This is a genomic window from Bradyrhizobium sp. FW305-F6, from assembly GCF_058782905.1.
The window spans coordinates 377,966-396,159 of sequence record NZ_JBYSYD010000005.1; the positions used below are offsets into that span (position 1 = coordinate 377,966).

The window sequence follows — 18,194 nt, forward strand, 5'->3', positions numbered from 1 at the left end:
ATCTAGGCCGTTCGTGGCCTTCAGACAACCTCGGTTCCGAGCCATTCGGTGAGCGCCCGCACGGTCGCTTCCGGCTGCTCGGCTTGCGGCAGGTGCCCGCAGCGATCGAGGACCACGAGCCTTGCGCCGGCGATGCCCTCAGCCATCTCCTTCGAGAGCGTATTGGGGATGGTGTTGTCGGTATCGCCCGTCAGCACCATCGTGGGGCATTTGATCGTCGCCAGGGTCGGCCGCGAATCCACCCGCGCGATGATCGCGGTCTGCTGCCGCAGATAGCCGTCGACGCCGACATCCTCGTCCTGCGCATGCACGAGCTTCAGGATCTCGGCATCGTTGCGCCGCGACGGATGCACGAGCTCCGGAAAGCTCTCGTCGCGAATGGCGCGAAGCTCGCCGCGCCTGGCGCGCGCCATCAGGCCCAGCCGGCGCGCAGTCGCCTCCGGCGTATCGGGCCGCGCCTGGGTGTTGATCAGCGCGAGCCTAGCCACCCGCCCGGGCGCCTGGCGCATGATCTCGAGCGCGATGTAGCCGCCCATGGAATGGCCGGCGAGCGCGAAACGCGGCGGAGCCTCGCGCAGCACGCGGGCGGCGATATCGGCCATGCTGTCGTCGCGGATATGGTTGGCGACCATCACAGGGCCGAACCGCCACAGCGCGGGGATCACGGTGGCATAGATCCGTGCCGAGGACGCCAGCCCTGGAACCAGGAGAATCGGGGTCGTCTGGTCCATTATTGCCTCGCAAGCCCAGGAAATTGCCGGAAATTGTGCGGCGGAGCTTAAGGGCGGGAGGAGGCCTGTCAAATATGCAAAAACGCATGTGAATCCGGCCTCTCCCGCTTTGACGGGCGCGCGCGGGGGGACTATGAAACGCGCTCATGACACAACATGATAACGATCCCGCCTGGCCGGACCACAAACCGACCGCGCTACTCGTGCTTGCCGACGGCACGGTGCTCGAAGGCTTCGGTCTCGGCGCCGAAGGCCACGCCGTCGGCGAGGTCTGCTTCAACACCGCGATGACCGGCTATGAGGAGATCCTCACCGATCCATCCTATGCCGGCCAGCTCATCACCTTCACCTTCCCGCATATCGGCAATGTCGGCACCAACGACGACGACATCGAGACGGTGAACATGGCCGCGACGCCGGGCGCGCGCGGCGTGATCCTGCGCACCGCGATCACCGATCCCTCGAACTACCGCGCCACCAAGCACCTTGACGCCTGGCTCAAGGCCCGCGGCATCATCGGTCTCTCCGGCATCGACACCCGCGCCCTGACCGCGCTGATCCGCAGCAAGGGCATGCCCAACGCCGTGATCGCGCATTCCAGGACCGGCGAGTTCGACCTGCACGGCCTCAAGGAAGAGGCGCGCGAATGGCCGGGCCTCGAAGGCATGGACCTCGTACCGATGGTCACGTCCGGCCAGCGTTTCACCTGGGACGAGACGCCCTGGTTGTGGGACAAGGGCTTTGGCCGCCAGGAGAAGCCGGAGTTCAACGTCGTCGCCATCGATTACGGCATCAAGCGCAACATCCTGCGCCTGCTCGCAGGCGTCGGCTGCAAGGTGACGGTGGTGCCGGCGACGACCTCGGCCGAGGACATCCTGGCGATGAAGCCTGACGGCGTGTTCCTGTCCAACGGTCCGGGAGATCCGGCTGCGACCGGCAAATATGCCGTGCCGGTGATCCAGGACGTCATCAAGTCGGGTACGCCGACCTTCGGCATCTGCCTCGGCCACCAGATGCTCGGCCTTGCCGTCGGCGCCAGGACCAAGAAGATGCATCAGGGCCACCACGGCGCCAATCATCCCGTCAAGGACGAGACCACAGGCAAGGTCGAGATCACCTCGATGAACCACGGCTTTGCCGTGGACGAGACGACGCTGCCGAAGGGCGCGACGCAGACCCACATTTCCTTGTTCGATGGGTCCAATTGCGGCATCCAGCTCGACGGCAAGCCCGTGTTCTCGGTGCAGTACCATCCCGAGGCCTCACCGGGCCCGCGCGACTCGCACTATCTGTTTCAGCGCTTCGCCGATCTGATGCGGCAGAAGAAGAGCGCGTAAGCACTCGGCGGCCCGGCGGGAGCCCGCCGGGCTGCGCCGTCACGGACGCATGAACATGAAGTCCGTGTCGGGGTCGCAATTTTCGGCGATGAAGCGCAGCTCCGCCTGGATGTCGGGCACCGACCTCGTCTCGAGATATTTCGAGATCACCAGGTTGAGCAAGGCGCGGCAGACGGCTTCGTGCCCGAGGCCGGACGTCTCCGCCTCGTCGACGGCTGCCGAAAAATGACGCTGCGCTACCTCGGATGCGGACATGGCGTTCCCTCTCTTTCGCTTTGATGTGCGTGCCCGCCCTCGGCCGCCCGCGCCTTGATCTCCGTCAAGCCGGCGTATCGACTGGTGCTGGAACAAGGCGGCGAGCGCCTTCTTGATTCCCGGACAATTGTGACCCGGAGCCCTGCCATGCCAGCCGTCCGCGACAATGCCGAACCGCTCGCCATCGTGTTCGAGGATGACGGGCTCGTGCCGAACAACATCCTTCCGTTCGTGGCCTACCAGGGCGCGGTGAAGCTCGATCCGAAACGAGCCGAGGAGACCATCGAAGAACTGTTCGAGGCAAACGGCTGGGGCGGGACGTGGCGCAACGGCATCTACGACTATCTGCACTATCACGCGACGGTGCATGAAGTGCTCGGCGTCGCGCGCGGCAGCGCGCGCGTCCGTTTCGGCGGCGACCACGGCCGGGAGCTGGACATCAAGGAGGGCGACGTCGCGATTCTGCCCGCCGGCACTGGGCATCAATGCATCGAGGCCAGCCACGATTTCTGCGTGATCGGCGCCTATCCACCCGGAGCAAAGATGGAGATTACGCGGGCGACGCCGGAGAATCACGCGGAGGCGCTGAAGACGATTCCGCAAGTGGCGTTGCCGCCCGCTGATCCCGTGACGGGGAGGAACGGCGCATTGATGCGGTTGTGGCGGTAGCCGCAAGCGCAGTGCCCTAGGGTGGCAAAGCGACAGCGTGCCCACCAATAAGTTCAAGCCGTAGCGAAAGGTTGTGGGCAGGGCGCGCGAAGAGCGCGCCTTTGCCCATCCTACGGGACCTGTCCCGGATGATGCAGCCGGGCCTTACCCGGGCCTTACGCCTCGTTACCGCCTTCCGGCCTCGTCGCCTCGAACAGGAACCAGGTGCGGCGCTCGGTCTCGTCGATGAAGTTTTCGAGGATGCTGGCGCTGGCGACATCGCCGGCCTCGTCGCAGACGTCGTGCGCCTTGCGCATCGCGGCCGCGACATGCTTGTTGTCCTGCATCAGTTCGCGCAGCATCTCACGCGGCGGGACGTAGTCCTCGTTGTTGTCCTTGATGGTCTGGAGCTTTGCGACCTGGCCGATCGACTTCAGCGTGGTGCCGCCGATCTTGCGGACGCGCTCGGCAAGCTGATCGGTGGTGGCGAAGATCTGGTCGGACTGCTCGTCGAGCAGCAGGTGGTAGTCGCGGAAATGCCGGCCGCTGATGTGCCAGTGGAAATTCTTGGTCTTCAGATACAGCGCGAACGCGTCGGCCAGCAGCACGTTGAGCGCCTCCGAGACCTTCTTGACCCCATCGGGCGACAGATCAGTGGGGGTATCGAGATCGGGCGAGACCTTGTTGGTTTTGCTCACGGGAAACCTTCCTGTTAGGACGCGGGACATTGACGGCGCGCCGTCGCACCCCTAACGCAAGGGTGGGCAGCGCGGTTCCTAGATAGGAACCGCTGGGCGGGATACCATGGACGATTGGATCGATTATTACGACTCCACGCATACGATCTATGTCAGCAAGCTGCATCGCGACTTGCACTTCCAGATCATTGCACGGGACATCATCGGCTACATCCCCTCGCCCGAGGCGGTCGTGCTGGACTATGCCTGCGGAGAAGCGCTGTCGGCGAACCAGGTGGCAGCCGCCTGCGGCCAGCTGATCCTGGCCGAGCCCGCGCCCGGCGTGCGTGGCCGGCTGATCGCCCGATTTGCCCCGAACACGAAGATCCGCGTCCGCTCGCTCGACGACGTCCGCAAGATGCAGGACCAGTCGATCGACCTCGTCGTGATGAACTCGGTCGCGCAATACATGACGCCAGAGGAGCTCGATGCCGCGCTGCTGAACATCCGCCGCATCCTGAAGCCTTCCGGCAAGCTGGTGCTGGGCGACATTCTCCAGCCCCATGTCGGCATGGTCAGGGACGTGACGGCGCTGCTCAGCTTCGGCCTTCGTCACGGTTTCTTGAAGGACGCGCTGATCGGGCTGATCAGCACCGCACTGTCGGATTACCGGCAGTTGCGCTCGAAGATCGGGTTGCAGCGCTACAGCGAGGACGAGATCACGGCCAAGCTGAAGGCTGCCGGCTTCGCGGCGCAGCGCGCCCACGGCAATATCGGCCATAATCGCTGGCGAATGACCTTCATCGCCCGGCCGCCTCTGGACCGTTAAGCATAACGGCCAGCTGTGGTGGCCTGTCGCAGGCTGATCGGGAATAATCTCGACGGCCCGGTGGCGGAAGTGTCTACGCGGGGGCGATGCATCGCTCTTCATCCTGGTTCAAGTCCAGGCCGGGTCTCCAGCCTTCGCTGCCTCCGCCAGCGTCGGCTCGGCAAGCCCTTTCGTGGCGAAGGCTGCCGCGGCGAAGCTCGAAGGGGCGAAGCCGGGCACGCGCGGTAGCCGACCACGCCAAAACCCGCCAAAATTGCCGGTTGATGGGCGTTTTCGGGGTTTCGCCGCCCCAAAAACTGGTTTAAGACCCACCCGCGCGCGAGGGAGACCCCGCGCTCTCGCCAAATGGGGACGCGCGGCAAGCGCGCCCTTTTTTTGTGCCCAGATCCCAGCCCGTGAGCGGTGATGCCCAAACGAACCGACATCTCGACCATCCTCATCATCGGCGCCGGTCCCATCGTGATCGGCCAGGCCTGCGAGTTCGACTATTCGGGCACCCAGGCGGTGAAGACGTTGAAGGAAGAGGGCTATCGCATCGTCCTCGTCAATTCCAACCCGGCGACGATCATGACCGATCCGGAATTGGCCGATGCGACCTATATCGAGCCGATCACGCCCGAGATCGTCGCCAAGATCATCGAGAAGGAACGTCACGTCATTCCCGGCGGCTTCGCGTTGCTGCCGACCATGGGCGGCCAGACCGCGCTGAACTGCGCATTGTCGCTGCGCCGCCAAGGCACGCTGGAGAAGTTCGACGTCGAGATGATCGGCGCCACCGCCGATGCGATCGACAAGGCGGAGGACCGCCAGCTGTTCCGCGAGGCGATGACCAAGATCGGGCTCGAAACGCCGAGATCGCGGCTCGCCAATGCCTCCGAGCTGAAGAAGTCGTTCCGCGACAAGTATCAGGCCGCGCGCGCCAAAGCTTCGGGCGCCGAGCTCGAAGAACTCGACCGGCAATGGGTGCTGGGCGAGAGCGAGCGCCGCAAGCGCTACCAGGAATATGCGCTTGGACAGGCGATGATGGCGCTGTCCGAGATCGGCCTGCCCGCGATCATCCGCCCCTCCTTCACCATGGGCGGCACCGGCGGCGGCATCGCCTACAATAAGGAAGAGTTCCTCGACATCATCGAGCGCGGCCTGGACGCCTCTCCCACCAACGAAGTGCTGATCGAAGAATCCGTGCTCGGCTGGAAAGAGTACGAGATGGAGGTGGTGCGCGACAAGAATGACAATTGCATCATCGTCTGCTCGATCGAGAACCTCGATCCGATGGGCGTTCACACCGGCGACTCCATCACGGTTGCGCCGGCCCTGACGCTCACCGACAAGGAATACCAGATCATGCGCGACGCCTCGCTGGCGGTGCTGCGCGAGATCGGGGTGGAGACCGGCGGCTCCAACGTGCAGTTCGGCGTCAATCCCGAGGACGGCCGAATGGTCGTGATCGAGATGAACCCGCGCGTGTCGCGCTCTTCCGCTTTGGCCTCCAAGGCCACCGGCTTTCCGATCGCCAAGGTCGCCGCCAAGCTCGCGGTCGGCTACACGCTCGACGAGATCGCCAACGACATCACGGGCGGTGCCACGCCGGCCTCGTTCGAGCCGACGATCGACTACGTCGTCACCAAGGTGCCGCGTTTTGCTTTCGAGAAATTCCCTGGCGCCTCGACCACGCTGACCACCTCGATGAAGTCGGTCGGCGAGGTCATGGCGATCGGCCGTACCTTCCAGGAAAGCCTGCAAAAGGCGCTGCGGGGCCTCGAGACCGGATTGACCGGCCTCGACGAGATCGAGATCGAGGGCCTCGGCCGCGACGACGACAAGAACGCGATCCGTGCCGCGCTCGGCACGCCGACGCCGAACCGCATTCTCCAGGTCGCCCAGGCCATGCGGCTCGGCTGGTCGAACGATGACATCTTCAAGTCCTGCAAGATCGATCCCTGGTTCCTCGGCGAAATGCGCGGCATCATCGACATGGAGGAGAAGGTCCGCAAGAACGGCCTGCCCGGCAACGCGTTCGGCATGCGCACCCTCAAGAGCATGGGCTTCTCGGACGCACGTCTCGCCGTGCTCGCCGAGACCACGGAAGCCGAGGTGACGGCGAAGCGCCACGCGCTCGGCGTTCGCCCGGTCTACAAGCGCATCGACACCTGCGCGGCCGAATTCGCCTCGCCCACCGCCTACATGTACTCGACCTACGAGGCGCCGTTCGCAGGCCTGCCCGCGGACGAGAGCACCCCGTCGGACAAGAAGAAGGTCATCATTCTCGGCGGCGGGCCGAATCGCATCGGCCAGGGCATCGAGTTCGACTATTGCTGCTGCCACGCCTGCTTCGCGCTGCACGATGCCGGCTACGAATCCATCATGGTCAACTGCAATCCCGAGACGGTGTCGACCGATTACGACACCGCCGACCGGCTCTATTTCGAGCCGCTCACCGCGGAGGACGTGCTGGAGATCATCGCCAAGGAGCGCAGCAACGGCACGCTGCACGGCGTGATCGTGCAGTTCGGCGGGCAGACGCCGCTGAAGCTGGCGCGCGCACTGGAAGCCGCCGAAGTGCCGATCCTCGGCACCTCGCCCGACGCCATCGACCTCGCCGAGGACCGCGACCGCTTCAAGCGCGTGCTCGACAAGCTTCGTCTCAAGCAACCGAAGAATGGCATCGCCTATTCGGTCGAGCAGGCTCGTCTCGTCGCCGCCGATCTCGGGCTGCCGCTGGTGGTGCGCCCGTCCTACGTGCTCGGCGGTCGCGCGATGCAGATCATCCGCGAGGAGAACCAGCTCAACGACTATCTGCTCGGCACGCTGCCGGAACTGGTGCCGGCCGACGTCAAGGCGCGCTATCCCAACGACAAGACCGGGCAGATCAACACCGTACTTGGCAAGAATCCGCTGCTGTTCGACCGTTATCTGTCCGACGCGACCGAAATCGACGTCGACTGCCTCTCCGACGGCAAGGACACTTTCATCGTCGGCATCATGGAGCACATCGAGGAAGCCGGCATCCATTCCGGCGACAGCGCCTGCTCGCTGCCGCCACACTCGCTTGAGCCTGAGATGATCGAGGAGCTGGAACGGCAGACCCGCGACCTCGCGCTCGGCCTCGACGTCATTGGCCTGATGAACGTGCAATACGCCATCAAGGACGGCGAGATCTACGTGCTCGAGGTCAATCCGCGCGCTTCACGCACCGTGCCGTTCGTCGCCAAGGTGGTCGGCACGCCGGTCGCAAAGATTGCCGCGCGAATCATGGCCGGCGAGAAGCTCGCCGATTTCAAGCTGAAGAAGGCACAGCTCAAACACGTCGGCGTCAAGGAATCGGTCTTCCCGTTCGCGCGCTTTCCCGGTGTCGACACCGTGCTCGGACCCGAGATGCGTTCCACCGGCGAGGTCATGGGGATCGACCGTTCGTTCGCGATCGCGTTCGCCAAGAGCCAGCTCGGTGGCGGCACGCGGGTGCCGCGCAAGGGCACGGTGTTCGTCTCTGTGCGCGAAAGCGACAAGACCCGCATTGCAGAAGCCGTGCGCGAACTGCACTCGCTCGGCTTCAAGGTGCTGGCGACGTCGGGCACCCAGCGCTTCCTGACCGATCAGGGCATCCCCACCGAGAAGGTCAACAAGGTGCTGGAGGGGCGACCGCACATCGTGGATGCCATCACCAACGGCGACGTCCAGCTCGTCTTCAACACCACCGAAGGGCCGCAGGCGCTGGCCGACAGCCGTTCGCTGCGGCGCGCGGCCCTCTTGCATAAAGTACCGTATTACACCACTCTTTCCGGGGCCGTGGCGGCCGCGCAGGGCATCCGCGCCTATCTGGGCGGGGACCTTGAGGTTCGGACCCTGCAGAGCTACTTTTCGGAAACCTGATCGCTGGAGGCGGCGAAGCTTCCGCTAAGTGGTTGGCGATGAAGGTACAATGGCCGGAGGAACTGTCCGGCCAGACGGTTGTTCTGTTCCGGCGCCAAGCCCATATCTGTCAAAGTTCCGGCCGCTCGGGATCGGGCTCCGGAAGCACAACGAATCAAGGTTGGTCGCCCCACCGTGTTCCGGGGCGCACGATCGAAGGACGAGAGAGACGATGGAAAAGGTTCCGATGACCCAGGCCGGCTTTGTCGCGCTCGGGGAAGAATTGAAGCAGCGCCAGTCCGTGGACCGTCCGCGGATCATCGAGCATATCGCGGAGGCGCGCTCGCACGGAGACCTGTCGGAAAACGCGGAATATCATGCCGCGAAGGAAGAGCAGTCCCACAATGAGGGCCGCATCGCCGAGCTCGAGGACAAGCTCGCGCGCGCCGACATCATCGACATCTCCAAGCTTTCAGGCGACACCATCAAGTTCGGCGCCACCGTAACGCTGGTCGACGAGGATACCGAGAAGAAGACGGTGTGGCAGATCGTCGGCGAGGTCGAGGCGGACGCCAAGAAGGGCCGCATCTCCATCACCTCGCCGCTCGCGCGCGCGCTGATCGGCAAGAAGAAGGGATCGACCGTCGAGGTCAACGCACCGGGCGGCGCCAAGGCGTACGAGATCACCAAGGTGGAGTGGCGGTAAGGATTCGCCGTCGCGTTGAGACGTTTTGAAAAGGCCGCGCATGCGCGGCCTTTTTTGCTTCTGCGGATTGCTGGGCTTGTGGTGGAGGCACACTCTCACCACGCGTCATTGGGGACGGCGCGTCCAAGTCCCGGAGTGAGGGAGCTGATAGACCGCTTGGCCCGCCTACCTTCTTCCCTTCACCTCGAGCGGCACGGCCGCCTCGTATTTGGAATTATGCAGCACCAATGACGTGCGCACATTCCGCACATGGGGCGCGGCGGTGAGGTGCGTGACGAAATCCTGGAAGGTTGCCATGTCAGGAGCGACGCATTTCAGGATGAAATCGACCTCGCCCGACAGCATCCAGCATTCGCGTACCAGGGGCTCGGCGCGGACGAACGCCTCGAAGGCGCGCAGATCCGCCTCGGCTTGGCTGGACAGGTGAACGGCGGCGAACACGGTGACGTCGAAACCGAGCTTGCGGGCATCCAGGAGGCCCCGATAGCCTTGGATATAGCCCTCCTCCTCCAGCGCCCGGACACGGCGCAGGCAAGGCGGTGGCGAGATGCCGACGCGCTTGGCCAGCTCGACATTGGTGATTCGACCGTCGGCCTGGATCTCGGTGAGAATCTTCAGGTCGATCTCGTCTAGGTTCCGCGACACGTGATTGGAACTCCTGGCCTTTGCGGCGGTATTGGGTGATTTGTCGAAATCCTCATAGCCCAGTACGCACCGGCAGCGCAATTTTATTGCGCGAACAGCACAACCAAGTTTTGTTCCCTGTTGGAAAAATCCGCCGAGAGGGAATGCAATTCTTGCATAGCTCACCAGAAGGCTTAGATTAGCTCTGACATTTCAGCGCCTCCGCGAGGCCTCCCGGCACTTTCCGCGCCCGCGCTGCAAATCCCCCGTGAAAGGCGTCCATCGAAATGTCCGCTCCTGTTCATGCAAAGGTCGTCATCATCGGCTCCGGCCCCGCCGGGTACACGGCGGCGATCTACGCGGCGCGCGCGATGCTGGAGCCGATCCTGATCCAAGGCATCCAGCCGGGCGGCCAGCTCACCATCACCACCGACGTCGAGAACTATCCCGGCTTCGCCGACGTGATCCAGGGTCCCTGGCTGATGGAGCAGATGGAGAAGCAGGCGGTCCATGTCGGCACCAAAATCGTCACCGACCTGGTCACCCGGCTTGATACGTCGCAGCGGCCGTTCCGCCTCACTTGCGACAGCGGCGACGTCTATCTCGCCGACGTCGTCATCCTCGCCACCGGCGCGCAAGCGCGCTGGCTCGGGCTGCCGTCCGAAGCCAAGTTCCAGGGCGGGGGCGTGTCGGCCTGCGCCACCTGCGACGGCTTCTTCTACCGGGGCAAGGACGTCATCGTGGTCGGCGGCGGCAATACGGCGGTCGAGGAAGCCCTGTACCTCACCAACCATGCCTCGCAGGTCACGATCGTGCATCGTCGCGATCACTTCCGCGCCGAGCGCATCCTGCAGGAGCGCCTGTTCAAGCACCCGAAGATCAAGGTGATCTGGGACTCCGCCGTGGATGAGATCTGCGGCACCGAGAGCCCGAACAAGGTCACCCATGTCCGGCTCAAGAACGTCAAGACCGGCGCGCTGACGGACGTCAAGACCGACGGCGTCTTCATCGCCATCGGCCACGCGCCGGCGACCGAACTCGTGAAAGACCAGGTCAAGCTCAAACCCTCGGGCTATGTCGAAGTCGCGCCCAACTCGACCGCAACCTCGGTGCCCGGCCTGTTCGCCGCCGGCGACGTCGCCGACGAGACCTATCGCCAGGCCGTGACGGCCGCAGGCCTCGGCTGCATGGCCGCACTCGAAGCCGAACGTTTCTTGGCCCTTCGCGCCAGCGAGCGCGCGGCAGCGGAATAGAATCATGCCTCGAACACGCGACGGATTTACGGATATGGATTGGGACAAGCTGAAGGTGTTTCACGCAGCAGCGGAAGCGGGCAGCTTCACGCATGCGGGCGAGCAGCTCGGCTTGTCGCAATCGGCGGTGTCGCGCCAGGTCTCGGCGCTGGAGCAGGAGCTTTCGGTCTCGCTGTTCCACCGCCACGCGCGCGGCCTGATCCTTACCGAACAGGGCGACCTCTTGTTCCGCACCGCGCATGACGTGTTCATGCAGCTGCAGGCGGCGCGCGCCAAGCTCACCGACAGCCGCGAGCGGCCCAGCGGCGACCTCAAGATCACCACCACCCCCGGCGTCGGCATCAACTGGCTGATCCCGCGGCTCGGTGAGTTCACCGGGCTCTATCCGGAGATCCGCATCTCACTGATCGTCACCGACGAGGAGCTCGATCTTTCGATGCGCGAGGCCGACGTTGCGATCCGCACCCGCAAGCCGACGCAGCCGGACCTGATCCAGCGCAAGCTGTTCGCGATGGGCTTCCACGCCTATTGCTCGCCGGAATACATCAAACGCTTCGGCACGCCCCGCACGCTGGAGGAGCTCGACTCCCACCGCATCATCACGCTCTCGGACGGCAATTTCGCGCCGCATCTGCAGAACCGCAACTGGCTGGTCGAAGCGGGCCGCAACGGCTCGGGTCCGCGCGAGGCCTATTTCAGGGTGAACAACATCCTCGGTCTGGTGCGCGCGTGCCAGCAGGGTCTCGGCATCGCCGCGCTGCCGGACTACCTCGTGGAGGAACAGAGCAAACTCGTGCAGCTGTTCGGCGAGTCGGATTCGATCCAGCTCGACACCTACTTTGTTTATCCCGAGGAGCTGAAGACGGTCGCGCGCGTGCAGGTGTTCCGCGACTTCGTGGTGAGCAAGGCACAACGCTGGCCGTCCTGATTTCCGCATGACTGACATGCGGCCTCGGCTGTTGCTGCAAGGCGCTCGGCAAGCCCATAATGTTTGCACGCTGAGCCTTCGCGTTGCGCATTTGTCCCCCTCCTCCAGTGGCGCGGGAGTTCAGTAATCCCTCTTGGAAGGTGATTGTGTCGGCCTCACGTGGCCAATACCTAAGCCGGGCCCTTCGGGTCCGGCTTTTTTTCGTCACGACGCGCTTCGCCTTGCGCGTGTATTGACAGTTCCACGCATACCCCGCATCATTTGGCAATGATCACGAAGTCGTGCGCCATCGTTTCGAAAAAAGGTCCCCATCCCGGGGCCTCGGATTTTTGCGCGCACTAAGCTGACTTCGTCATCGCGTACAAAATCCCGAAAACCCCGCCGCCTGGACGGGGTTTTTTCATGTGCCCTCCGTCTCAGGCATTTTTCCCGAGAAGGAGATGGAAACATGACCGGACTACGAGATCATCTGCACGGACTGTGGCTGCCGCTGGTGACGCCGTTTCGCGACGGGCGCCTCGACGAGACCTCGCTGCGGCGGCTGACGCGGCACTATTGCGGACAGGCCGTCGACGGCTTCATTCTGGGGGCGACGTCGGGCGAAGGCATGACGCTGCGCGAGGCCGAGCTCGAACGCCTCGTCGCCGTCGTGCGCGAGGAGATGGCGGCCGGCGGCCGCACCTTGCCTGTTAGCCTCGGGCTCTCCGGCGCGGACACCTCGCGTCTCAAGGAGCGCCTCGACGAAACCGCGGACTGGCCGATCGACGGTTACCTGATCGCCAGTCCCTATTATGTGCGACCGTCGCAGCGCGGGCTGCTGGCGCATTTCGAGGCCCTCGCCGACCACGCCGCCTGGCCGCTGGCGCTCTACAACATTCCCTATCGCTGCGCGGTCAACATCAGCAACCAGACCATGTTGCGGCTTGCCGCGCACAGCAACATCGTCGGCCTGAAGGATTGCGGCGCCAGCCGCGAGCAGTCGATCGCGCTGCTGCGCGACCGGCCGAAGGGCTTTCGCGTGCTCACCGGGGAGGACGCCAATTATTTCGAGGCGCTCGGTGACGGCGCCGACGGCGGCATCGTGCTGTCGGCCCATGTCGAGACCGCGACCTTCGCCGCCGTCCATGCCGAGCTGAAGCGCGGCAACCTCGACGCCGCGCAGGCACGCTGGCAGGACGTCGCGGAGCTGACGCGCCTCCTGTTCGCCGAGCCCAGTCCCGCCCCGGCAAAGTACTGGCTGTGGCGATGCGGCCTGATCGACAGTCCCGAAGTGCGCCTGCCGATGGTCGAGGTGAGCAGCGAGCTTGCCGCGACGATCGATCGCGAGATCGAGCGGCGGACGAGGGTCGCGGCGTAGCGGGCTTCCTTCCCCACAATGTTATTCCGGGGCGCGCGGAGCGCGAGCCCGGAATCCATCGGGCAGCGGAGTTGGTGGATGAATCGATTCAGGGCTCGCGACTTCGTCGCGCCCCGGAATGACGATGGAGAGGCGGTGCACCGCGCGCCCGTGGTTAACATCGCCCCAACGGCCTTCGCGCGCGCCGCGATCCGCATCCACGCCTCGTTTACGCGACCGCGCCTATCGTTCTTCTTCAAAGGCTTCCACAGAGGGAACAACCATGGGGCATCGCATCCAGCCGACGGCTGCGCGGCAATTCGCGCCGGCCGATCTCTTGCAGGGAATTCTCGTCGTTTCGTCGTTCGGGTTCTGGGCGGTGATGCTCGGCCTGATGCCGGTGCTGCTGCTTCGCGTCTGGCTCGCCGGCTGAGCCAGGACACCGCGGGATGGTTAATCCGTGGTAGCACCTGTGTTCAAAAAGCACCGACGGCTGCGATCCGGATCTTAAAACATCGCTGCTATCACCGACGCCCATAAGCGAAGAAATCGCGGAGGCGTTTGTGAACAATCATAATGAACTGGCGTCGCATTACGACGCCGGGCAGCAGGCCTTTACCACCGAGGACATTCTCTGGGCCGTCGGCATCTGGTCGGTGATCCTCACTCTGTCGCCGGTCATCGTGTTCTACATGCTGATGGTGGCGTGAGGTTTCATCCCGTCATTCCGGAGCGCCCGAAGGGCGAATCCGGAATCTCGAGATTCCGGGTCTGGCGCTTGCGCGCCATCCCGGAATGACGCGGGACCCCGGAAACGCAAAACGCGCGGCTCTTCCGCGCGTTTGTCGTCCGGGGAACGAATGATGAAAATCAAGCCGCCTGCTTGTGCATTGCTCCCGACGCCGACGCCGTGCCGCGAATAGCCTTCACCGAACGTTCGATCGCCGCCCACAGTCTCGCAATTTCCTGAGCCGCACGACTCTCGGCCTGATACTCGCGCGCGCCCTCGCCGTGGCTCAGCGCCATCAAGAGATCCGAACGGTTGGTGATCTGGCCGCCCCACACCGGAGCACGGAACTTCGCCAGCGCCTCGCGGGCGATGGTGACGATCGGGCTTTCGGATTCGTCACGCTTGGCCGGGGCGCCGTTGAGCACGACCGCGTAGGGCTTGCGCGCCGCGCGGCACATCTGAATCGTTTCCTGCACGGCGTTGACGTCGAACACGCCGGGACGCGCCGGGATGACCACCATGGTGGCATTCTTGATCGCGTCGTCGACGACGGCCGACAGGTTCGGCGGCGTGTCGATCAACACCCATTCATAACCGTCGCGCTTGGCCGCGGAGACGATGCCGCTGACGGAGTTGACGGCAGACTTGATCGGCGGCTCGTTGGTGCCGCGCAGCTTGTGCCACAGCGTCAGCGAGCCCTGCGGGTCCGCGTCCACCAGCATGACCTGCTTGCTCGCCTTGATCTGCGCGGCAAGATGCGCGGCGAGGGTACTCTTGCCCGAACCGCCTTTACGTGATGCAAAAACAATAACGTTCATACCTTCGGCCTCCAGATTGACCCCAGGCCGCGAAAATGAATCAGCGCGCTGATTCGTGAAAGATAAATTTATCGAAGGTTGCGCCGACGCCACGAAATAACAAGTCGTGTTGGCTTTTGAGTCACACTGCAAGCTGTGACGCCGCGCACAAATCGCGACAAGACGTTTGGGGCCCTGCCGATCGTGCATTTTTTGAGCAACGGACGGGAGAAAACGGAACGCAACCTGCCCGCGTAAATCCTCAGCGTCTCAGGTCATGTCGGCCGACCCCTCTCCGCGCGTCTGCTCGGGGCAATGCCCGCGAACAAAACGAGTCCGGTGGCTGTCGCGAGGCTGATGCTTGGCCCGCAGCCTGGCTGCCGCGCGACGCACGCCGTCCGGCACGGCCGGAGTTTCAGGACGGGAACGCGCTTTGCGGCGCGCCTAGCCTTGGGTGGATTTCTTCTTCGGGGCGGGCTTGGCGGTCTTCTTCGCGGCTTTGGGGGCGATCTGGGTCGGCTTGCCGGCGCGCTGCTCGCCCGCCGCCGGTCCGCGGCGGAAGAACACCGCGCATTGCGGCGACAGCTGCGCCTTCTTCTTGATCATGCAGGCGGTGATGGCATCGACGTTCGGGATGAACTCGTTGCACAGCCGCATCGCGTCGGGCGTGCAGGCCTGCTGCTCCTCCTGGGTGTAGGCGAGGCCGGCGCGCGGCAGCACCAGGACGGCCAGGGCCAGCGAGAGGCCAGCAACGGCCAAGGATGTCTTGAAGCGGAACGCCGGCATCGATTCCCCCAAATGTCGAACAGGAGGGAATAGTGGGTGAACGGGCGTTCGTTGGCAACCGAGGGGGAATGCGAAAGGTCGGCGCTGTGCGGTCTCGGCAACAGGGGCGGTGATTGAGCAAAACCTTGGCGCGGCTGAGCGCACGCCTCGCCCTTCGAGACGACCGCTCCGCGGTCTCCTCAGGGTGAGGCTAGGCAGCATTGGTGCCAATTGGAACAAGTGCCACGAACTCGGTCCTCATCCTGAGGGCCCGCCGGAGGCGGGCGTCTCGAAGGATGGCCGCAGGCGAGGACCCTGCCGCGCTTCCTCCCGTCGAGCGGTCATGGAAGCCCACGCTTCCAAGCCCTCCAAAACACAAACTGCGAAAACAACCCCATGCACAGTAGCCAAGTCATTGCAAACACTCACGTCGCCAAATCTTAGGATTTTTCGAAGTCGAATTTGACTTGTCGGGCAAAACAGGGGCATGATGGCACCATCAAAATGCGCGGGATGGCGGGCTCGTTCTCCTGCGCTTGATCAGAAGAAGCAGCGGGCGTGGAGGCGACATGGGTGGGAATGAGGCGGAGCTGCCGCTTGCGGGCGTGACGGTGGTTTCGCTGGAGCAGGCGATCGCGGCGCCGCTGGCCAGCCGGCACCTCGCGGACTGGGGCGCGCGGGTGATCAAGATCGAGCGGCCGGGCGCGGGCGACTTCTGCCGCGACTACGACCACGTGATGAACGGAATGTCGAGCCAGTTCGTCTGGACCAACCGCTCCAAGGAGAGCCTCGCCATCGACATCAAGAGCGAGGACGGCCGCAAGGTGCTCGACGCCCTGCTGCCGAAGGCGGATGTGTTCATCCAGAATCTCGCGCCCGGCGCGGCGGAGCGGCTCGGGCTCGATGCCGCGTCGCTGCTGCGCAAATTTCCGCGCCTGATCGCCTGCGACGTCTCGGGCTATGGCACGGGCGGTCCCTACAGCGACAAGAAAGCCTATGATCTCCTGGTGCAATGCGAGGCCGGCGTGCTCGCGATCAACGGCACCGAGGCGGAGCCGGCCAAGGTCGGGCTATCCGTGGTCGACATCGCCACCGGCATGTACATCCTCAACGGCGTGCTGATGGCGCTGTTTCGGCGCGAGCGCACCGGCAAGGGCACGGCGTTTCAGGCCTCGCTGTTCGATTCCATCACGGACTGGATGAGCTATCCCGCGTTCTACACCGAGAGCACCGGCCGGCCGCTGCCGCGCACCGGCGCGAAGCACGCGACGATCGCGCCCTACGGCCCGTTCCGGGTCGGCGACGGCAACACGATCTTCTTCGGAATCCAGAACGATCGGGAATGGCGCGCGCTGTGCCGCATCGTGCTCGGCGACGCCGGCTTCGCCGACGATCCGAGATTCCGCACCAATCCGCTGCGCATGGAGAACCGCGACGAGTTGCAGACGCATATCGAGCAGCACTTTGCATCGATGAGCGGCGAGGAGGTGCTGCGGCTGCTGGACGAGGCCGCGATCGCGAACGCGCGTCTGAACTCGGTCGAAGCTTTCCTGAAGCACGAGCAGCTGCATGCGCGAGGCCGGGTGCAAAGCTTGGGATCGCCCTGCGGCCCCGTGATGAGCTTCCTGCCGGCGCTGACCATTCCCGGCGTGACGCCGCGGATGGATCCGGTGCCGGACGTGGGGCAGCACAATGAGGCCATCCTCGGTGAACTCGGCCTGGCGAAGGACGCGTGATGATGGGCTTGCAGCGGCCCACCCGGGCCTACCTCGCCGTCCCCGCGCATCGCGCCCGCCTCGTCGCCAAGGCCGCGGCTTCTAGCGCGGATGCGGTGTTCATGGATCTCGAGGACGCGGTGCCGCCCGCCGAGAAGGCTCTTGCGCTGACGGAAGCCGCCGCTGCGCTGGGCTCGCTCGACTGGGGCAACAAGCATGTCACGGTGCGGCTCAACGCCGTCGACAGCCCGTTCATCGCAGTCGAGATTCGCGCGCTGGCGTCCCTGCCGCGCCTGAATGCCGTGATCGTGCCGAAGGCGGAGCGCACCGGCGACATCGTCGCCATCGCCGAGCAATTGCGTGCGGCCGCGCCGGAGCGCGCCGCGCCTGTTGTGCTCGAACTTCTGATCGAGACCGCACTCGGCCTCGTCAATGTCGACGCCCTCGCCGCCTGCCACGCCAGCATCGCCGCGCTGCATCTCGGCGTCGGCGATCTCGCGGCCTCGCTGGGTGCCCGCACCTCCGACGTCGGCATCTCGCCGGACGGCTACCGCCACGTCGGCTCCGCGCAGAGCGGCTACGCTTCCGCGCCGCTCGACCTGTTCGCCTATCCCATGATGCGCCTGCTCGTCGCCGCCCGCGCATGCGGCCTGCGCGCGATCGACGGCCCCTGCGGCGCGTTCCGCGATATCAGGCTGACCGAAGCCAGCGCGCAGAAGGCCGCAGCGATGGGCTTTGACGGCAAGCAGGTGATCCATCCCGACCAGATCGAACCGACGCTGCGCGCATTCACGCCCTCGGCCGAGGAGCTGGCCCAGGCGCGGCGCGTGGTCGAGGCGATGGAGCAGGCCGAGGCGCAAGGCCAGGGCGCGGTGACGCTCGACGGCAAGATGATCGACTACGCCAATGTGCGGATGGCGAGGCGGATCATCGAGCTGGGGACGTAGCGCAAGGTTCTCGCATATGACTTGTAGCGGCCGGTGCGCACGCCTCGTCCTTCGAGACGGCGCTGAA

General features: G+C 64.7%; 18 protein-coding genes. 12 read left to right on the forward strand and 6 right to left on the reverse strand.

Features of this window, described 5'->3' with window-relative positions:
• Nucleotides 1–20: 20 nt before the first annotated feature.
• Entirely contained in the window at nucleotides 21–731 is a 711-nt protein-coding gene (locus AC3WLX_RS29845) for an alpha/beta fold hydrolase (RefSeq protein ID WP_291622365.1), read from the reverse strand.
• 146 nt (nucleotides 732–877) lie between these two features.
• On the opposite strand from AC3WLX_RS29845, the gene carA reads away from it, so the two are divergent.
• Nucleotides 878–2,068 carry a glutamine-hydrolyzing carbamoyl-phosphate synthase small subunit gene (carA, locus tag AC3WLX_RS29850; RefSeq protein WP_492338682.1) on the forward strand — a complete coding sequence of 397 codons (1,191 nt, stop codon included), beginning with the start codon at nucleotides 878–880 and terminating at the stop codon, nucleotides 2,066–2,068.
• Between the two features lie 39 nt (nucleotides 2,069–2,107).
• Here carA and AC3WLX_RS29855 read toward each other — a convergent pair whose 3' ends face one another.
• The gene (locus AC3WLX_RS29855) at nucleotides 2,108–2,323 is read right to left on the reverse strand and encodes a hypothetical protein (protein ID WP_291622368.1); all 216 of its coding nucleotides are present in this window, start codon (nucleotides 2,321–2,323) and stop codon (nucleotides 2,108–2,110) included.
• A gap of 147 nt (nucleotides 2,324–2,470) precedes the next feature.
• Between AC3WLX_RS29855 and AC3WLX_RS29860 the strand changes: the two genes are divergently transcribed.
• Entirely contained in the window at nucleotides 2,471–2,992 is a 522-nt protein-coding gene (locus tag AC3WLX_RS29860; protein WP_492338683.1) for a cupin domain-containing protein, read from the forward strand.
• 155 nt (nucleotides 2,993–3,147) lie between these two features.
• Here the strand turns inward: AC3WLX_RS29860 and AC3WLX_RS29865 are convergent, their stop codons facing one another.
• Nucleotides 3,148–3,669 (reverse strand): Dps family protein, encoded by a 522-nt coding sequence (locus AC3WLX_RS29865; RefSeq protein ID WP_492338684.1) that lies wholly within the window; start codon nucleotides 3,667–3,669, stop codon nucleotides 3,148–3,150.
• Nucleotides 3,670–3,775: 106 nt separating this feature from the next.
• Here AC3WLX_RS29865 and AC3WLX_RS29870 point away from each other — a divergent pair, with 106 nt between their 5' ends.
• The 3 genes from AC3WLX_RS29870 to greA all read left to right on the forward strand — a co-directional run bounded on the left by AC3WLX_RS29870 (nucleotide 3,776) and on the right by greA (nucleotide 9,032).
• Nucleotides 3,776–4,477: a class I SAM-dependent methyltransferase gene (locus AC3WLX_RS29870; protein ID WP_492338685.1), complete on the forward strand. Its 702-nt coding sequence runs from the start codon at nucleotides 3,776–3,778 to the stop codon at nucleotides 4,475–4,477.
• A 405-nt stretch (nucleotides 4,478–4,882) separates the two neighbouring features.
• On the forward strand, nucleotides 4,883–8,347 hold the full coding sequence (gene carB, locus AC3WLX_RS29875) for a carbamoyl-phosphate synthase large subunit (protein ID WP_492338686.1): 3,465 nt from the start codon (nucleotides 4,883–4,885) through the stop codon (nucleotides 8,345–8,347).
• A gap of 211 nt (nucleotides 8,348–8,558) precedes the next feature.
• Nucleotides 8,559–9,032 (forward strand): transcription elongation factor GreA, encoded by a 474-nt coding sequence (gene greA, locus AC3WLX_RS29880; protein WP_035710309.1) that lies wholly within the window; start codon nucleotides 8,559–8,561, stop codon nucleotides 9,030–9,032.
• 165 nt (nucleotides 9,033–9,197) lie between these two features.
• On the opposite strand, the gene AC3WLX_RS29885 is transcribed toward greA, so the two are convergent.
• Nucleotides 9,198–9,677 carry an Lrp/AsnC family transcriptional regulator gene (locus tag AC3WLX_RS29885; RefSeq protein WP_291630002.1) on the reverse strand — a complete coding sequence of 160 codons (480 nt, stop codon included), beginning with the start codon at nucleotides 9,675–9,677 and terminating at the stop codon, nucleotides 9,198–9,200.
• Between the two features lie 266 nt (nucleotides 9,678–9,943).
• Between AC3WLX_RS29885 and trxB the strand changes: the two genes are divergently transcribed.
• From trxB to AC3WLX_RS29910, 5 genes are all read left to right on the forward strand, one after another.
• A complete protein-coding gene (gene trxB / locus AC3WLX_RS29890) occupies nucleotides 9,944–10,909 on the forward strand; it encodes a thioredoxin-disulfide reductase (RefSeq protein ID WP_291630000.1) in 966 nt (321 codons plus the stop codon).
• Between the two features lie 4 nt (nucleotides 10,910–10,913).
• Nucleotides 10,914–11,837 carry a LysR family transcriptional regulator gene (locus AC3WLX_RS29895; RefSeq protein ID WP_492338687.1) on the forward strand — a complete coding sequence of 308 codons (924 nt, stop codon included), beginning with the start codon at nucleotides 10,914–10,916 and terminating at the stop codon, nucleotides 11,835–11,837.
• A 448-nt stretch (nucleotides 11,838–12,285) separates the two neighbouring features.
• The gene (locus AC3WLX_RS29900; protein ID WP_291624565.1) at nucleotides 12,286–13,194 is read left to right on the forward strand and encodes a 4-hydroxy-tetrahydrodipicolinate synthase family protein; all 909 of its coding nucleotides are present in this window, start codon (nucleotides 12,286–12,288) and stop codon (nucleotides 13,192–13,194) included.
• A gap of 262 nt (nucleotides 13,195–13,456) precedes the next feature.
• Nucleotides 13,457–13,606 carry a hypothetical protein gene (locus AC3WLX_RS29905; protein WP_291624566.1) on the forward strand — a complete coding sequence of 50 codons (150 nt, stop codon included), beginning with the start codon at nucleotides 13,457–13,459 and terminating at the stop codon, nucleotides 13,604–13,606.
• 130 nt (nucleotides 13,607–13,736) lie between these two features.
• Nucleotides 13,737–13,883, forward strand: coding sequence for a hypothetical protein (locus tag AC3WLX_RS29910; RefSeq protein ID WP_291624567.1), 147 nt, complete (start codon nucleotides 13,737–13,739; stop codon nucleotides 13,881–13,883).
• Between the two features lie 160 nt (nucleotides 13,884–14,043).
• Here AC3WLX_RS29910 and AC3WLX_RS29915 read toward each other — a convergent pair whose 3' ends face one another.
• Nucleotides 14,044–14,721, reverse strand: a complete 678-nt coding sequence (locus AC3WLX_RS29915) for an AAA family ATPase (RefSeq protein WP_291624576.1) — start codon at nucleotides 14,719–14,721, stop codon at nucleotides 14,044–14,046.
• Between the two features lie 423 nt (nucleotides 14,722–15,144).
• Nucleotides 15,145–15,486, reverse strand: coding sequence for a hypothetical protein (locus AC3WLX_RS29920; protein ID WP_492338688.1), 342 nt, complete (start codon nucleotides 15,484–15,486; stop codon nucleotides 15,145–15,147).
• Between the two features lie 548 nt (nucleotides 15,487–16,034).
• On the opposite strand from AC3WLX_RS29920, the gene AC3WLX_RS29925 reads away from it, so the two are divergent.
• Complete coding sequence (locus AC3WLX_RS29925; protein WP_492338689.1) at nucleotides 16,035–17,201, forward strand: CaiB/BaiF CoA transferase family protein; 1,167 nt, start codon at nucleotides 16,035–16,037, stop codon at nucleotides 17,199–17,201.
• Nucleotides 17,201–18,127 (forward strand): HpcH/HpaI aldolase/citrate lyase family protein, encoded by a 927-nt coding sequence (locus tag AC3WLX_RS29930; RefSeq protein ID WP_492338690.1) that lies wholly within the window; start codon nucleotides 17,201–17,203, stop codon nucleotides 18,125–18,127. The genes AC3WLX_RS29925 and AC3WLX_RS29930 overlap by 1 nt, the downstream gene beginning before the upstream one ends.
• Nucleotides 18,128–18,194: the final 67 nt, after the last annotated feature.

Excerpts from the sequence above, each read along its gene's own strand:
- AC3WLX_RS29845 (WP_291622365.1), bottom strand. The coding sequence starts at position 731 with ATGGACCAGACGACCCCGATTCTCCTGGTTCCAGGGCTGGCGTCCTCG.
- carA (WP_492338682.1), top strand. The coding sequence starts at position 878 with ATGACACAACATGATAACGATCCCGCCTGGCCGGACCACAAACCGACC.
- AC3WLX_RS29855 (WP_291622368.1), bottom strand. The coding sequence starts at position 2,323 with ATGTCCGCATCCGAGGTAGCGCAGCGTCATTTTTCGGCAGCCGTCGAC.
- AC3WLX_RS29860 (WP_492338683.1), top strand. The coding sequence starts at position 2,471 with ATGCCAGCCGTCCGCGACAATGCCGAACCGCTCGCCATCGTGTTCGAG.
- AC3WLX_RS29870 (WP_492338685.1), top strand. The coding sequence starts at position 3,776 with ATGGACGATTGGATCGATTATTACGACTCCACGCATACGATCTATGTC.
- carB (WP_492338686.1), top strand. The coding sequence starts at position 4,883 with ATGCCCAAACGAACCGACATCTCGACCATCCTCATCATCGGCGCCGGT.
- greA (WP_035710309.1), top strand. The coding sequence starts at position 8,559 with ATGGAAAAGGTTCCGATGACCCAGGCCGGCTTTGTCGCGCTCGGGGAA.
- trxB (WP_291630000.1), top strand. The coding sequence starts at position 9,944 with ATGTCCGCTCCTGTTCATGCAAAGGTCGTCATCATCGGCTCCGGCCCC.
- AC3WLX_RS29895 (WP_492338687.1), top strand. The coding sequence starts at position 10,914 with ATGCCTCGAACACGCGACGGATTTACGGATATGGATTGGGACAAGCTG.
- AC3WLX_RS29900 (WP_291624565.1), top strand. The coding sequence starts at position 12,286 with ATGACCGGACTACGAGATCATCTGCACGGACTGTGGCTGCCGCTGGTG.
- AC3WLX_RS29905 (WP_291624566.1), top strand. The coding sequence starts at position 13,457 with ATGGGGCATCGCATCCAGCCGACGGCTGCGCGGCAATTCGCGCCGGCC.
- AC3WLX_RS29915 (WP_291624576.1), bottom strand. The coding sequence starts at position 14,721 with ATGAACGTTATTGTTTTTGCATCACGTAAAGGCGGTTCGGGCAAGAGT.
- AC3WLX_RS29920 (WP_492338688.1), bottom strand. The coding sequence starts at position 15,486 with ATGCCGGCGTTCCGCTTCAAGACATCCTTGGCCGTTGCTGGCCTCTCG.
- AC3WLX_RS29925 (WP_492338689.1), top strand. The coding sequence starts at position 16,035 with ATGGGTGGGAATGAGGCGGAGCTGCCGCTTGCGGGCGTGACGGTGGTT.
- AC3WLX_RS29930 (WP_492338690.1), top strand. The coding sequence starts at position 17,201 with ATGATGGGCTTGCAGCGGCCCACCCGGGCCTACCTCGCCGTCCCCGCG.